The sequence below is a fragment of the Bradyrhizobium sp. 613_E4_N2_2 genome (assembly GCF_052075995.1).
In the GTDB taxonomy this organism is placed as follows: domain Bacteria; phylum Pseudomonadota; class Alphaproteobacteria; order Rhizobiales; family Xanthobacteraceae; genus Bradyrhizobium; species Bradyrhizobium barranii.
On record NZ_CP197234.1, the window covers coordinates 8,736,032 to 8,749,322 of the forward strand.

13 protein-coding genes are annotated in these 13,291 nt (G+C 64.9%); 9 read left to right on the plus strand and 4 right to left on the minus strand.

The window, feature by feature from the left end; all coding sequences use genetic code 11:
* The first annotated feature begins 11 nt into the window (after window positions 1-11).
* From AB7290_RS41565 to AB7290_RS41595, 7 genes are all read left to right on the plus strand, one after another.
* Entirely contained in the window at window positions 12-743 is a 732-nt protein-coding gene (locus tag AB7290_RS41565) for a response regulator (RefSeq protein ID WP_028151984.1), read from the plus strand.
* 322 nt (window positions 744-1,065) lie between these two features.
* Window positions 1,066-1,677, plus strand: coding sequence for a sigma-70 family RNA polymerase sigma factor (locus tag AB7290_RS41570; protein ID WP_028151983.1), 612 nt, complete (start codon window positions 1,066-1,068; stop codon window positions 1,675-1,677).
* A 434-nt stretch (window positions 1,678-2,111) separates the two neighbouring features.
* Window positions 2,112-2,810 carry a cytochrome c biogenesis CcdA family protein gene (locus AB7290_RS41575; RefSeq protein WP_085403979.1) on the plus strand — a complete coding sequence of 233 codons (699 nt, stop codon included), beginning with the start codon at window positions 2,112-2,114 and terminating at the stop codon, window positions 2,808-2,810.
* A 31-nt stretch (window positions 2,811-2,841) separates the two neighbouring features.
* Window positions 2,842-3,405 (plus strand): thioredoxin family protein, encoded by a 564-nt coding sequence (locus AB7290_RS41580; RefSeq protein ID WP_085403980.1) that lies wholly within the window; start codon window positions 2,842-2,844, stop codon window positions 3,403-3,405.
* An 84-nt stretch (window positions 3,406-3,489) separates the two neighbouring features.
* A complete protein-coding gene (locus AB7290_RS41585; RefSeq protein ID WP_085403981.1) occupies window positions 3,490-4,464 on the plus strand; it encodes a hypothetical protein in 975 nt (324 codons plus the stop codon).
* A gap of 350 nt (window positions 4,465-4,814) precedes the next feature.
* On the plus strand, window positions 4,815-5,408 hold the full coding sequence (locus AB7290_RS41590) for a L,D-transpeptidase (RefSeq protein WP_085403982.1): 594 nt from the start codon (window positions 4,815-4,817) through the stop codon (window positions 5,406-5,408).
* Window positions 5,409-5,463: 55 nt separating this feature from the next.
* Window positions 5,464-6,501 carry an amino acid ABC transporter substrate-binding protein gene (locus AB7290_RS41595; protein ID WP_063985936.1) on the plus strand — a complete coding sequence of 346 codons (1,038 nt, stop codon included), beginning with the start codon at window positions 5,464-5,466 and terminating at the stop codon, window positions 6,499-6,501.
* Window positions 6,502-6,779: 278 nt separating this feature from the next.
* On the opposite strand, the gene AB7290_RS41600 is transcribed toward AB7290_RS41595, so the two are convergent.
* On the minus strand, window positions 6,780-7,919 hold the full coding sequence (locus tag AB7290_RS41600) for an acyl-CoA dehydrogenase family protein (RefSeq protein WP_085403983.1): 1,140 nt from the start codon (window positions 7,917-7,919) through the stop codon (window positions 6,780-6,782).
* 135 nt (window positions 7,920-8,054) lie between these two features.
* Window positions 8,055-9,254 carry an acyl-CoA dehydrogenase family protein gene (locus AB7290_RS41605; protein ID WP_085403984.1) on the minus strand — a complete coding sequence of 400 codons (1,200 nt, stop codon included), beginning with the start codon at window positions 9,252-9,254 and terminating at the stop codon, window positions 8,055-8,057.
* Window positions 9,255-9,390: 136 nt separating this feature from the next.
* Between AB7290_RS41605 and AB7290_RS41610 the strand changes: the two genes are divergently transcribed.
* Both AB7290_RS41610 and AB7290_RS41615 read left to right on the plus strand, forming a co-directional pair.
* Window positions 9,391-9,936: a carboxymuconolactone decarboxylase family protein gene (locus tag AB7290_RS41610; RefSeq protein WP_014491220.1), complete on the plus strand. Its 546-nt coding sequence runs from the start codon at window positions 9,391-9,393 to the stop codon at window positions 9,934-9,936.
* Window positions 9,937-10,026: 90 nt separating this feature from the next.
* Complete coding sequence (locus tag AB7290_RS41615; protein WP_085403985.1) at window positions 10,027-10,521, plus strand: VOC family protein; 495 nt, start codon at window positions 10,027-10,029, stop codon at window positions 10,519-10,521.
* Between the two features lie 107 nt (window positions 10,522-10,628).
* On the opposite strand, the gene AB7290_RS41620 is transcribed toward AB7290_RS41615, so the two are convergent.
* Both AB7290_RS41620 and AB7290_RS41625 read right to left on the minus strand, forming a co-directional pair.
* Window positions 10,629-11,861 carry an MFS transporter gene (locus AB7290_RS41620; RefSeq protein ID WP_085403986.1) on the minus strand — a complete coding sequence of 411 codons (1,233 nt, stop codon included), beginning with the start codon at window positions 11,859-11,861 and terminating at the stop codon, window positions 10,629-10,631.
* 177 nt (window positions 11,862-12,038) lie between these two features.
* Complete coding sequence (locus tag AB7290_RS41625) at window positions 12,039-13,286, minus strand: MFS transporter (RefSeq protein WP_038942180.1); 1,248 nt, start codon at window positions 13,284-13,286, stop codon at window positions 12,039-12,041.
* Between the last annotated feature and the right edge of the window lie 5 nt (window positions 13,287-13,291).

Below are 13,291 nucleotides of genomic sequence, written 5' to 3' on the forward strand. Positions count from 1 at the left end.
ATCTGAGTGATATGACCCAAAGCCAGCACATCATGATCGTCGACGACGAGGCCCCGGCCCGGGAGATGGTCGGCGATTACCTCAAGATGCACGGCTTCACCGTGACGCTGTGCGACGGCGGCAAGAGCTTGCGCACCGCGATCGACGGCAGCATGCCGGACCTCGTCGTGCTCGACCTCAACATGCCCGAGGAAGACGGCCTCTCGATCATCCGCGACCTCAAGAGCCGCATCAACGTGCCCGTGATCATGCTGACGGCGACCGCAAGCCCGATCGACCGTGTCGTCGGTCTCGAGCTCGGCGCCGACGATTACGTGGCAAAGCCCTGCGAGCTGCGCGAGCTGATGGCGCGCATCCGCTCGGTGTTGCGGCGAAGCACGCCGGTGAAGGCGGCCGAGACCGCGCCCGCCAAATCGGACAAGGATCAATTGGTGCGCTTCGGCACCAAATGGCTCGACCTCGAAGCGCAGGCCTTGCGCGACGACGAAGGCAACGAGCACCCGCTCACCGCCTCCGAGTTCGGGCTGCTCAAGGTGTTCGCGGCCAATCCGAAGCGCGTGCTGTCGCGCGAGCGCCTGCTCGAACTGGCCAATGCGCGCGACGCCGAAGCCTTCGACCGCGCCGTGGATCTGCGCATCATGCGCATCCGCCGCAAGATCGAGCCCGACCCGACCAAGCCAGCCGTGATCCGCACCATCCGCGGCGGCGGCTATCTGTTCTCGCCCGCGGGCGAGAAGGCGTAAGTCGCGCGACGCCTACCGCTGTCGTCCCGGGCTCGCTTCGCGCCCTGGAATGACGGCATGGGTGGCGCGACCGAACGCGAAGCCCGGAATTTCGTTCCCGGCGGCCCCGGGCGCTCCCCAATCCTCACCCCCGTATTTTCCGTACATTGAAATTCCACGGCTTTTCGCCCCGAATGTTTCGTCGCGGTCTGTCCGACGAAACAATTTGGCGGCGCACGAAACCATTTTTCGCTTTTCGTGCAGACGTCCCGAAACGTTCGCTGATTAACACTTTGGTCCAAGGAAACGCCGCTCGGTTGCGGCGCTACGGGGAGCTAAGTCAATGCCGAACGTCATCGCCATCAACGCCCAAGCCAGCCAGAGCATCATTGCCGCTCAGGCGACCTCGGACGACATGCTCCTGGAGAGCATTGCGGACGGCAACCGGACGTCCATGCACATCCTCTATTGCCGGCACAATGTGCGGGTGTATCGCTTCATCCTGCGCATCGTGCGTGACGCGACCACGGCGGAAGACCTGGTCAGCCAGGTGTTCCTCGACGTGTGGCGCACGGCAGGCCAGTTCCAGGGCCGCTCGCAGGTCTCGACCTGGCTGCTCTCGATCGCACGCTTCAAGGCGCTGACCGCGATGCGCCAGCGCCGCTTCGAGGACATCGACCAGGACGACGTGCGCCAGATTCCTGACGATGCCGAGACGCCCGAGACCTCGCTCGACCGCAACGACACCAGCGCCATTCTGCGCGCCTGCGTGCAAAAACTGTCGCCCGCGCATCGCGAGATCATCAACCTCGTCTACTACCATGAGAAGTCGGTGGAGGAGGTCGGTCAGATCATCGGCATCCCGCAGAGCACGGTGAAGACCCGGATGTTCTATGCGCGCAAGCAACTGGCCGATTTGCTTAAGGGCGCCGGCGTCGACCGTTTCGCCGCCTAAGACCAAGGATTTCAATGGGATAGGACCGAAGTTTCGGCCCGGTCCCCGGACACGGAAGTGTTACCGCCGACGAAATAATTGAAACAAAGCACAACATCAGGCGGAAAAACTTCCCTCCTACAAAGCTCACATACGGTTTCGTTAAACCTCCCAAGACTTCCAGCGACCCGGACGGGATGCCCCCCTCCGGGTCGTTTTGTGTTTGGCGGGCTGAGGCCCATTCTCGCCACCCAAGTGAGGCGGGCACCGCTCCATCATTCCCTCCCCCCTTGCGGGGGAGGGAGCGCGCCGGCGCCGTGGCCAACAGGGCTGCCTCGCAATGCCGCCCGGCACGCCCCACACCAAGCAGCCGCCCCCTCACGAACGTGTGACGCCACGTAACAACGCGCGCAGCCATCCCGAACTGCCCTCGTGACCTCCTTCACGAGTGCCCGATGCTCGAACTTGTCTTCGCCGTCCTTGCCGGCATCCTCACCATCGCCGCGCCCTGCACGCTGCCGATGCTGCCGATCCTGCTCGGCGCCTCGATCGGGCGGGCGGGGCACTTGCGGCCCGCGATGATCGCGCTCGGCTTCGTCGTCTCGTTCTCGGCGACCGCGCTGCTGTTGGGTGCGATCACGCGCCTGTTCGACTTCGATCCGAACGTGCTGCGCGAGGCCGCGTCGATCCTGCTGCTCGGCTTCGGCCTGTTGATGCTGTGGCCGGCGCCGTTCGAATGGCTCTCGATCCGGCTCAACGGCTGGCTCGATCTCGGCAATTCCGGCGCCGTGCAGCGCGAGGGCGCGCTTGGCGGCCTCGTGCTCGGAACCACGCTCGGCCTGGTCTGGACGCCCTGCGCCGGTCCCGTGCTCGGCTCGATCCTGACGCTGGTCGCGACGTCGAAGAACGCCAGCTGGGCCGGCGTGCTGTTGATTGCCTATGCCATCGGCGCGGCGATCCCGATGCTCGCGATCGCCTATGGCGGACAGGCTGCGACCACGCGCGTGCGCAGCCTCGCGCGGATCTCCCCGCGGCTGCAGCAGGGCTTTGGTGTCGTCGTGATCGCCTTCGCGGTCGCCGCCTATTTCCAGTACGACACGCTGATCGTGGCGTGGCTCACCGGATTCTATCCCACCGGCCAGATCGGCCTGTGATCATCCCTCATCTTCACCGGAGGACGCTTCCATGACTTTCAAACTGCTCGCCGTCTCCGCCGCACTGATCGGCATGGCCGTGACAGGCGCCGTCATCCCCGGCATCTGCGACGAGGCCGTGCGCGCCACCCCTGTCGTCACCGCTGCCGCAAGCCAGCAGACCGCACCTGACTTCACCGGCATCAACACCTGGTTCAACTCGAAGCCGCTGAGCATCGCCGACCTCCGCGGCAAGGTCGTGCTGGTCGACTTCTGGACCTATGGCTGCGTCAACTGCGTCAACACGCTGCCGCACGTCACAGACCTCTATGCCAAGTACAAGGACAAGGGCCTCGTCGTGGTCGGCGTGCACACGCCGGAATTCCCGTTCGAGCGCTCCGCCGCCAATGTGCAGGCCGCGCTGAAGCGCCACGGCATCACCTATCCGGTGGCGCAGGACAACGATTCCAAGACCTGGAACGCCTACCAGAACCAGTATTGGCCGGCGCAATACATTATCGACCAGAGCGGCAAGATCGTGTTCCAGCACGAGGGCGAGGGCCGCTACGACGAGATCGACCGCACCGTGGCAAAGCTGCTGAACGCCAGCAGCTGAGGCCGGCTCGCCGCTGCCGCCGTTGTTGCTTGACTCCACGGACCCGTCCGTGGAGTTTCCCGAGCGACGGAATCAGCGCCCGCAATGGACGACGCGACCACCAGCCCCGACATTCGCCTTCGCGAAGGCGCCTCGATCGCGCAGCGGCTGGTCATGTCCGGCTTTGCGGCCGCCGTGGCGCTGTGCTTCACGCCGGGCCTGTTCACGCACGACACTTTGGAGGTGATCGTCTCGGTGGCCGCGCTCCTCGTGGGAACTGCGTTCGTGGTCGGCATCATGCTGGCGCCTGCGGTGGTGTGGATCATCACGCCGAACGAGATCCTGATCGGGCAACAGCGGCCGTTCGGAAAACTCCGGACCAGGATCGTCGCGAAGGACGACATCAGGGGATTACAGGTTCCCGGCAGCAAGCGGGCGAAGGCCCGTTTCCAGCTGGCCTTCACGCTGGCCTCGGGGGAGCGCCTGACGTCCCCGCCGATCTCCGACGTCACGCATGTACGCGATACCGTGGCGCGGATCGCCGCGCAGTTCGATGTCCCCGACGTCGAGTCACCCGTCAATCCGCTCGATGCCAGCAATCCCGAGATGCGTCTCGGCGAGCCGCTCGAGGCGTTTTCCGCCCGGGACATAAGGATCGTCGCGCTGATCGCCGTCGCCTTGTCCGCCGTTCCCTACGCCTACAAGCTCTGGCGTGGATGGCCGCCCAGCCATGTCGACATCCTGCTGCTGCCGCTCGGCGCGATCGCCGCATTCGCGGTTTACCGATACGCCAACCTCGTGACCGGCGCGTTCTGGATCATCCGCGAGAGCGATATCCGCGTCGAACGCCTGTGGGGCGACGGCACGCCGCGCGCCGATCATATCGAGGGGCACGACGTGAAGACGATCACCGTCGACCGCCGCGGCCGATCCGAGGACGAGCACTGCATCGTCACCATCCGATTGCGCTCGGGGCGACGCTTTCGCAGCCCACGAATCGGGTCGCGGATCGAGGCTCGCGCGGTGGGTGCCGAAATCGTCCGACGTCTTGGGATTGCGGCGGAGAATAGCAAGATTTAGAGCGCGCTACGCCCACGTCGTCATGGCCGGGCTTGTCCCGGCCATCCACGTCTTTACCCAGGGCACGAAGAACGTGGATGCTCGGGCCTTCGCCTCGCCGAAGCGGCTTCGGCCGCGCAGGCGGGACAAGCCAGGGCCTGACGGATGCAGATTTGACAGCCCGCCGCCCGGAGGATGGCGCCGGCACTGCTTTTCGCGCCACCCCCTGTTTGTGGCATTGCCCGGCCTCGTCAAAAAACCAAAGCATTCTCGTGACATACCAGCCGGGCGCGCCATGAACTTGCCACGAAGCTGCCCCTGAGTTCAGATGGTCCGAATGATTTACGCTGTGGCAGCGGGGAGAGCTTGAAATGACGGATTATCGTCGCCTGACCGGGGCGTTCATCGCGGTGCTGGGCCTGGTCCTGACCACCTCATACGCCTCCGCCCAGCAGCTTGACCGCGGCGACGAGCCGGGCCTGGTCGCCGACGACGCCTACCAGCTCGAGCCGGAATGGCAGAAGCAGGTCGTGTACTTCCGCACCACCGAGACGCCGGGCACCATCATCATCTCGACCGCCGAGCGCCACCTCTATCTGGTGCAGCCGGGCGGGCGCGCGATCCGTTACGGCATCGGCGTCGGCCGCGACGGCTTCCAATGGCAGGGCCTGGTGAACATCACCAACAAGAAGGAGTGGCCGGACTGGACGCCGCCGCCGGAGATGATCCAGCGCCAGCCCTATCTGCCGCGCTTCATGGCCGGCGGCCCCGGCAATCCGCTCGGTGCCCGCGCCATGTATCTCGGCACCACCGTCTACCGCATCCACGGCACCAACCGTCCTGATACGATCGGCACCAAGGTATCCTCGGGCTGCTTCCGTCTCGTCAACCATGACGTCGCCGATCTCTACGATCGCGTCCCGGTTGGCACCAAGGTGGTCATCCGACAGAAGCCCGAACTCTGATCTTCCTCGCCTTAGCGAATAGTCCTTTTCCCGATTATTTCGAGAGAGCAACATGATGCGCACTTTTCGAGGCGGCCTGCTGATCGGGCTCGCCGTTGCCGTACTGGTCGGCGCCCTGGCGGTGATCTATGAGTTCTACGATACCCGCACCCTGAAGCGCACCGTTCGCCGCGGCGAGGTGCTGTGCGGCGTCAACAAGGGCCTGCCGGGCTTCTCGATCCCCGATGACAAGGGCAACTGGACCGGATTCGACGTCGATTTCTGTCGCGCGGTGGCAGCCGCCATCTTCAACGATCCCGGCAAGGCCAAGTTCGTTCCACTCGACGCCAGCGAGCGCTTCAAGGAATTGCAGAGCCGCAAGGTGGACATCCTCTCGCGCAACTCGACCTGGAGCATGGCGCGCGAGCTCGACTATGACCTCTATTTCCCGGCGGTGGCCTACTACGACGGCGCCGGCTTCATGCTGCCGCGTTCACGCAACAAGGAGACTTCGCTGGACCTGACCGGCAGCAAGGTCTGCGTGCAGGCTGGCACGACAACGCTGCTCAACGTCGCCGACTACTTCCGTGCCAACAACATGAAGTATGAAGAGGTGAAGTTCGACAAGCTGGATGACGTGGTGAAGGCCTACGACTCCGGCAAGTGCGACACGCTGAGCGCCGACGTCTCGCAGCTCTACGCGCTGCGGCTCAATCTCTCCAAGCCCGGCGACCATATGATCCTGCCGGACATGATCTCAAAGGAGCCGCTCGCGCCCGTGGTGCGCCAGCGCGACGACGACTGGATGATGATCGTGAAGTGGACGCTCTACGCGATGATCAACGCCGAAGAGCTCGGCGTGAGCTCGGAGAACATCGACGAGGCGCTGAAGTCGAAGAAGCCGGAAGTGATGCGCCTGGTCGGCACCGAGGGCAATTACGGCGAGCAGCTCGGCCTCACCAAGGACTGGGTCGTCCGCATCATCCGTAACGTCGGCAATTACGGCGAGATGTACGAGCGCAACATCGGCGAGAAGTCCAAGCTGAAGATCCCGCGCGGCATGAACCAGCTGTGGAATGCCGGTGGCGTGCAGTACGCGCCGCCGATGAGGTAATCGGCGGTCTCACCGCCGTCATTGCGAGCGAAGCGAAGCAATCCAGAATCCCTCCGCGGCGACAGCCTGGATTGCTTCGTCGCTTCGCTCCTCGCAATGACGAGCTCGGGGCAAGCTTTCTCCACACTCTCAACTGTCATCGCCCGGCTTGACCGGGCGATTCAGTATTCCGAGACGTCAATCGTATGCGGACAGGCCGCGGCGTACTGGATCGCCCGGTCAAGCCGGGCGACGACACCGCGTGTGAGGCACGTCCTCGCGCCTCACATCCACTCGCCTCAATACCCCCGCGCCCTTGCCAGCTGCTCGGTGTGGTAGTTCGCGTCGCCGAACAGCTCCTCGCACACGCGCGCGCGCTTCATGAAGAAGCCGATGTCGAACTGGTCGGTCATGCCCATGCCGCCATGCATCTGCACGCCTTCCTGCACCGCGCGGGTGGCGGTGGTGCCGGCGCGGGCCTTGGCCACGGCGACGCTTGATGCGGCCTTGGCGACGTCGGCATCGAGCGCCTGGAGCGCCTTCATCGTGGCGGCGCGGGTGATCTCGATGTCGACATAGAGCTCGGCGGCACGGTGTTGGAGTGCCTGGAATTCGCCGATCAGCTTGCCGAACTGCTTTCTGTTCTTGAGGTACTCGACGGTGCGGTTGAAGACTTCTTCGCTCAAGCCCACCATTTCGGCGGCGACCGCGCCGCGGCCGATGTCGAGCACGCCGTCGAGCAGCGCTGCACCCTGATCGACCTCGCCGAGCACGCTATCGGCGTTGACCTCGACATTGGCAAGCTCGATCCGTGCCGCGTTGTGCGCATCGACCATGATGGTGCGCTCGATCGCAACGCCCTTGGCCTTGGGATTGACCAGGAACAGCGTCAGCCCTTCACGCTCGCCGGCGGCGCCAGCGGTGCGCGCCGCGACGATGAAGAGGTCCGCGACGTGGCCGTCGACGACCAGCGCCTTGGCGCCGGAGAGCTTGAAGCCGTTGCCGGCGCGCACCGCCTGGAGGCTGGTCTGAAGCGGGCGATGCTTGGCGCCTTCGTCGATCGCGAGCGTCGCGAGCAGCGAGCCGTTGGAAATTTTCGGCAAAAATTCCGACTTCTGCGCGGCATTGCCGCCGCGATTCAGCGCCGAGGCTGCGACCACGCTGGTGGCGAGGAACGGCGACGGCATCAAGGTGCGACCGATCTCCTCCATCACCACACCGGCTTCCATGAAGCCGAGGCCGCTGCCGCCGAACTCTTCCGGCACCAGGAGGCCGGCAAGGCCCATCTCGGCGAAGGAATGCCACAGCTCCTTGGAGAAGCCGGTGGGATCCTTGGCGTCGCGCAGGGATCGCAGGTGCGACACCGGCGCCTTGTCGCTGATCAGCCCGCGCGCGCTATCGCGGAGCATCGATTGTTCTTCTGTGAGGACGAGGGCCATGTGCGTGTTTCCGATTCGAAATCTATTTGTCGTCGTCATTCCGGGATGCGCCGCAGGCGCAGGCCCGGAATCCATCAGGCGGCAGAATGGATTCCGGGTTCGCGACTTCGTCGCGCCCCGGAATGACAGAAAGCCTCACGCCCCCGGCAGATCGAGGATGCGCTTGGCGACGATGCCGAGCATCACCTCCGTCGTGCCGCCCTCGATCGAGTTGGCCTTGGTGCGCAGCCAGGCGCGCGGGCGGGCACCCTGCCTGGAGCGCTCGCTCTCCCATTCCAGCGCGTTGACGCCACCGGCCGACATCAGTATCTCGTGACGGCGCTTGTTGAGCTCGGTGCCGTAATATTTCATCGCGGACGAGAACGCCGGATGCGCCTGGCCGGCCTTGGCGAGATCGACGGCGCGTTCGGCGCAAGCGGCGAGCGCTGCCTCGTCGACGTCGAAGCTCGCGATCCGGCCGCGCAGCATGGAATCGTCGAGCTTGCCTTGTGCATCGGTGCCGACGGAATCCGCCGCGATCTGCCCGAGCGGCCGGCCGACGCCGCGCTCGCCCATGCCTGATATCATCGCGCGCTCATGCTGCAGCAGATATTTTGCGACGTCCCAACCGCGGTTGACGGTGCCGACCAATTGCGACTTCGGAACGCGGACACCGTCGAAGAAGGTTTCGCAGAACGGCGAATAGCCCGAGATCAAAAGGATCGGCTTGGTCGTCACGCCCTTCGAGGCCATGTCGAACAGGATGAAGCTGATGCCGTCGTGCTTCTTCGCCGCGGGATCGGTGCGGACGAGGCAGAAGATCCAGTCGGCGTAGTTGGCGTAAGACGTCCAGATCTTCGACCCCGTGATGACGAAATCGTCGCCGTCACTTTCGGCGCGGGTCTGGAGCGAGGCGAGATCGGAGCCGGCGTTCGGCTCAGAATAGCCCTGGCACCAGCGGATCAGGCCCGCCGCGATGTCAGGCAGGTGCTCCTTCTTCTGCGCCTCGTTGCCGTATTTGAGCAGCGCCGGCCCCAGCATCCAGATGCCGAAGCTCGACAGCGGCGGACGCGCGCCCATCCTGGCCATCTCGGCGCGCAGCACCTTGTGCTCGGCAGCGCTCAGGCCACCGCCGCCATATTCCCTAGGCCAGTCCGGCACGGTCCAGCCCTTGTCGCGCATGCGCTCGAACCAGAGGCGCTGCGGCTCGGACGCGAATTTCGTATTGCGTCCGCCCCAGAACACGTCGCTGTCCGAGGTCACCGGCTTGCGCATCTCCGGCGGGCAGTTGGCTTCCAGCCAGGCGCGCGTTTGCTCGCGGAATTTCTCAAGATCGGCGGGTTCAGATTCACTCATGGTCGTTTCCATCAATCAAAAAGACTTGTTGGGCGCGACTCTGAGCCATCGCACCGTGGAATTCAACCACTTCCGTGGCGCTGCATTCGGCTATAGTCGCCGCCACGGCGAGCTTGAAAACAAAGAGGAAATAACAATGCGCCTGAAACTACTTTCGCCTGGCGAAATGAACGAGAGCCAGCGGCAGACCTATGACGAGTCGATTGCCGGCAAGCGCGGCAAGCCGCCGGCGCCGATGATGGCCTGGCTCAACAGCCCCGACATGGCCCGTCACGCCACGCGGCTCGGCGAAGTCCTGCGCTACGACACGATATTCCCTGCCAAGCTTTCGGAGATCGCGATCCTGGTGACGGCGCGGCACTGGACTGCGCATTACGAATGGTATGCGCATAAGCGCCTGGCGCTCCAGGGCGGCATGGATCCTGAGATCATCGACGCGATCCGCGATCGCCGCACGCCTGTCTTCGACGATCCCAAGGGCCAGATGATCTACGACGTCGCGAAGTCGCTGCATGAAGGCCATGGCGTCGAGAAGGGGCTTTACGATGCGGCGGTGAAGGTCCTCAGCGAGCGCGGCGTGGTCGAGGTGATCGGGCTGTGCGGCTATTACACAATGGTATCCATGACATTGAACACGTTCGAGTTCGAGCTGCCGGAGGGCGAGGTGCCGGAGCTCTCATAGTTTCGCATCCGGAAACGATGGGTTTCGGGATAGGCAGGTAGCGCTGTCCCGGAGCCGGCCTTATCTGGAGTTGGTCAACGGAGCAGCACCATGTCGCAAAGCCCAGCCGTCCATGCCGGCACAAGGATCGGCCACGTTCATCTCAAGGTCGCCGATCTCGATCGTGCGCTCGGCTTCTATTGCGGCGTGCTCGGCTTCGAGCTGATGCAGCGCATGGGCTCGGGCGCGGCCTTCATCTCGGCCGGCGGCTATCATCACCACATCGGGCTCAACACCTGGGAGAGCAAGGGCGGCTCGCCGCCGCCGCCGGGCACGACGGGCCTCTTCCACACCGCGATCCTCTATCCGACGCGGCCGGCGCTGGCGGATGCGCTCCATCGTGTGCTGTCGGCCGGCATTGCGCTCGACGGCGCCAGCGATCACGGCGTCAGCGAGGCGCTGTATCTGCGCGATCCCGACGAGAACGGCGTGGAGCTGTATTGGGACAAGCCGAAAGAGCAATGGCCGCTCGGGCCGGATGGCAAGCTGGCGATGATCACGAAGCGGCTGGATGTCGAGGCGTTGCTGAAGCAGCGGGAGGGGTGATGCCGTAGTCTCGTAGGGTGGGCAAAGCGTAGCGTGCCCACCACCTCTCGCGAGGCACGTTGAGAGGTCGATGGTGGGCACGGCGCTTCGCGCCTTTGCCCACCCTACTAGAGCTTCGCTTTTGGCTTCCCCCGCACCATGATCAGCGCCGCGGCCGCCACCTCCAGCGCGATACAGAGATAGAACGGCAGCGTATAGCCGCCCGAGAGATCTCGCAGGAAGCCGACGACGCCCGGGCCGAACGCATAGGTCACCTGGTTGATCGCCGTATTCAGGCTGATCAGCACGCCGAACGAGGCGGAGTCGAATTCCTGCTGCACGATCAGCGACGGCAGCGTGATGAGATTGCCGACCGAGAAGCCGAACACCGCGCAAGCCGCGATCAGCGCATAGTCGTTGTGCAAATTGATGACGACGCAAAGCGCCGCCGCCTGGCTGAGGAACGACAGCGCCGAGGCAAGCCGCTGGTTGAGGCGGTCGATCACCATCGAGAACAGCACGCGGCCGATCACTGCCATCGCGGTCAGCACCGCGACCGCCACCGCCGCGCGCTCGCGGCCGATCACGGGATCGAGGAACGAGATCAGGTGCACGATGAAGCCGACCTGCGCGAACAGCACCAGCGCGAACGCAATCGTCACCGTGAGAAAGCCGACGTCGCGCAACGCCCATGCGCGGATCTCCGTCGACGATTGCGGCCTGGCCTTCGCCGTCGCGTACCAGCCGTGAAGATCGGGCGGCCGGCCGACGAGAAGGAGGATCACCGGCAGCAGCAATACCAGCATGGCGCCGGCGGCGGCGTACATCGCGCTGGCGAAGCCGATGTGGCCGATCAGGGTCACCAGCAGCGGCACGCCGACGATGCCGCCGAAACTGGCGCCGTTCAGCGCCAGGCTGATCGCCATGCCGCGCTTCTGGTCGAACCACAGGCTGATCGTGTTGGTGATCATGGCGAGACTGGTGCCGGCCCAGCCGAGGGCGAGCACGGCGTCGGCGAGATAGAGCTGCCAGGGCTCGCGCACCGCGCCGATCGCGACCGCGGCCGCCGCCATCGCCAGCGTGCCGGCGATCAGGCAGAGCCGCGGGCCATATTTTCTGACGGCCTCGCCAACGAAGACGACGAGCAGCGCGCCGAACAGATAGAAGAACGTCGTGCCCGAGGAGATCAGCGAGGCCGGCCAGCCCCGCGCGCGCTGGAGCTCGGCGACATAGACGCTCTGGCCGTAGAAACCGAGCCCCCAGCCGAAGGTCGCGAGCAGGAAGCAGACCGCGACGATGCGCCAGCCTTCGTAGCGGAGCGCGGATTCGTCGATCCTGGGCTGTTGAGGGTTATCGAGCATTGGCGCTTACTCCGTCATGCCCGGGCCTGTCCCGGGCATCCACGTTCTTCCTTCGACGTAGCAAAGACGTGGATGGCCGGGACAAGCCCGGCCATGACGACATCTAAATAGCCCTTCACCCGAAAATCACTTCGACCTGGATCGAAATATCAACGCTGCTGACAGTCTCCTGCCAACTCAGATCGCATCCGGGAATTCGCCCATCGCCGCGTCCAGCCGCGCCTTGCGGCGGCGGGCCCAGGACGCCAGCGAGAGCACGGCAAGGCCGAGCACCACCGGCGGGAACACCACCATGTTCACCGCCGACCAGCCGTAATTCGCCAGCAGCTGGCCGGAGGAGAACGAGCCGATCGCCATCATGCCGAACACCAGGAAATCGTTGAAGGCCTGCACCTTGTTGCGCTCCTGCGGACGGTGCGTCTCCAGCACCAGCGCGGAGGCGCCGATGAAGGAGAAATTCCAGCCGACACCGAGCACGATCAGCGTGGCCCAGAAATGCATCGCGGTGAGGCCGGAGAGACCGATGCCGGCGGCCACGGCCTCCAGCAGCAGGCCGGCGGCGACGATCTTGGGCGCGCCGAAACGCGCAATGAGCGCGCCGGTGAAGAAACTCGGCCCGTACATGGCAACGATGTGCCATTGAATGCCGAAATTGGAATCGCTGACACTGAGGCCGCACATCTTCATGGCGAGCGGCGCCGAGGTCATCACCAAATTCATCATGGGATAGGAGATGACGCCGCACAGCGCGGCCGCGATGAAGCGCGGCTGGGTCACGATGTCGAGCAGCGGCCGGCCGCCGTGCAGATCTGCCGGTGCCGGCTTCGGCATGTCGACGCCGGCGACGATGCCCATCGCGACCAGCGCGACCGCAGCCTGCACCAGGAAGCTGAAGGCGAACAGATAGGGCGACCAGACGTCCATGGTCCATTGCACGAGCTGCGGACCGAGCACGCCGGCGAACACGCCGCCCGCCATCACCCAGGACACAGCTTTCGGCCGGTAGGCCGCGCTCGCGCCGTCGGCGGCGGCGAAGCGATAGGATTGCGCCACCGCGCCGTAGAGGCCGCCGAGGAAGGTCGCGACGCAAAACAGCGCGAACGACGCATGCAAAATCGCGAACGAGCCGCACAGGCCGGTGAGCGTGCCCAGACCCGTGCCGACGATAAAGGCCGCGCGGCGGCCGAAGCGGCGCGAGATCGCACCGGTCGGCAGCGTGCCGGCGGCGAGCCCCAGCACATACATCGAGATCGGCACCGTCGCGAACGACATGTCGGGCGCGAGCGTCGCGCCGACGATCGAGCCGGTGGCGAAGATCACGGCCGAGTTGGCGCCGGTCAGCGCCTGCGCCGCCGCAAGGCGCACCACATTGGCACGCACGCGGGCGTCGGCAGCGATTTCGTGGGCTGTAGTCACGTCTAACATCGGCA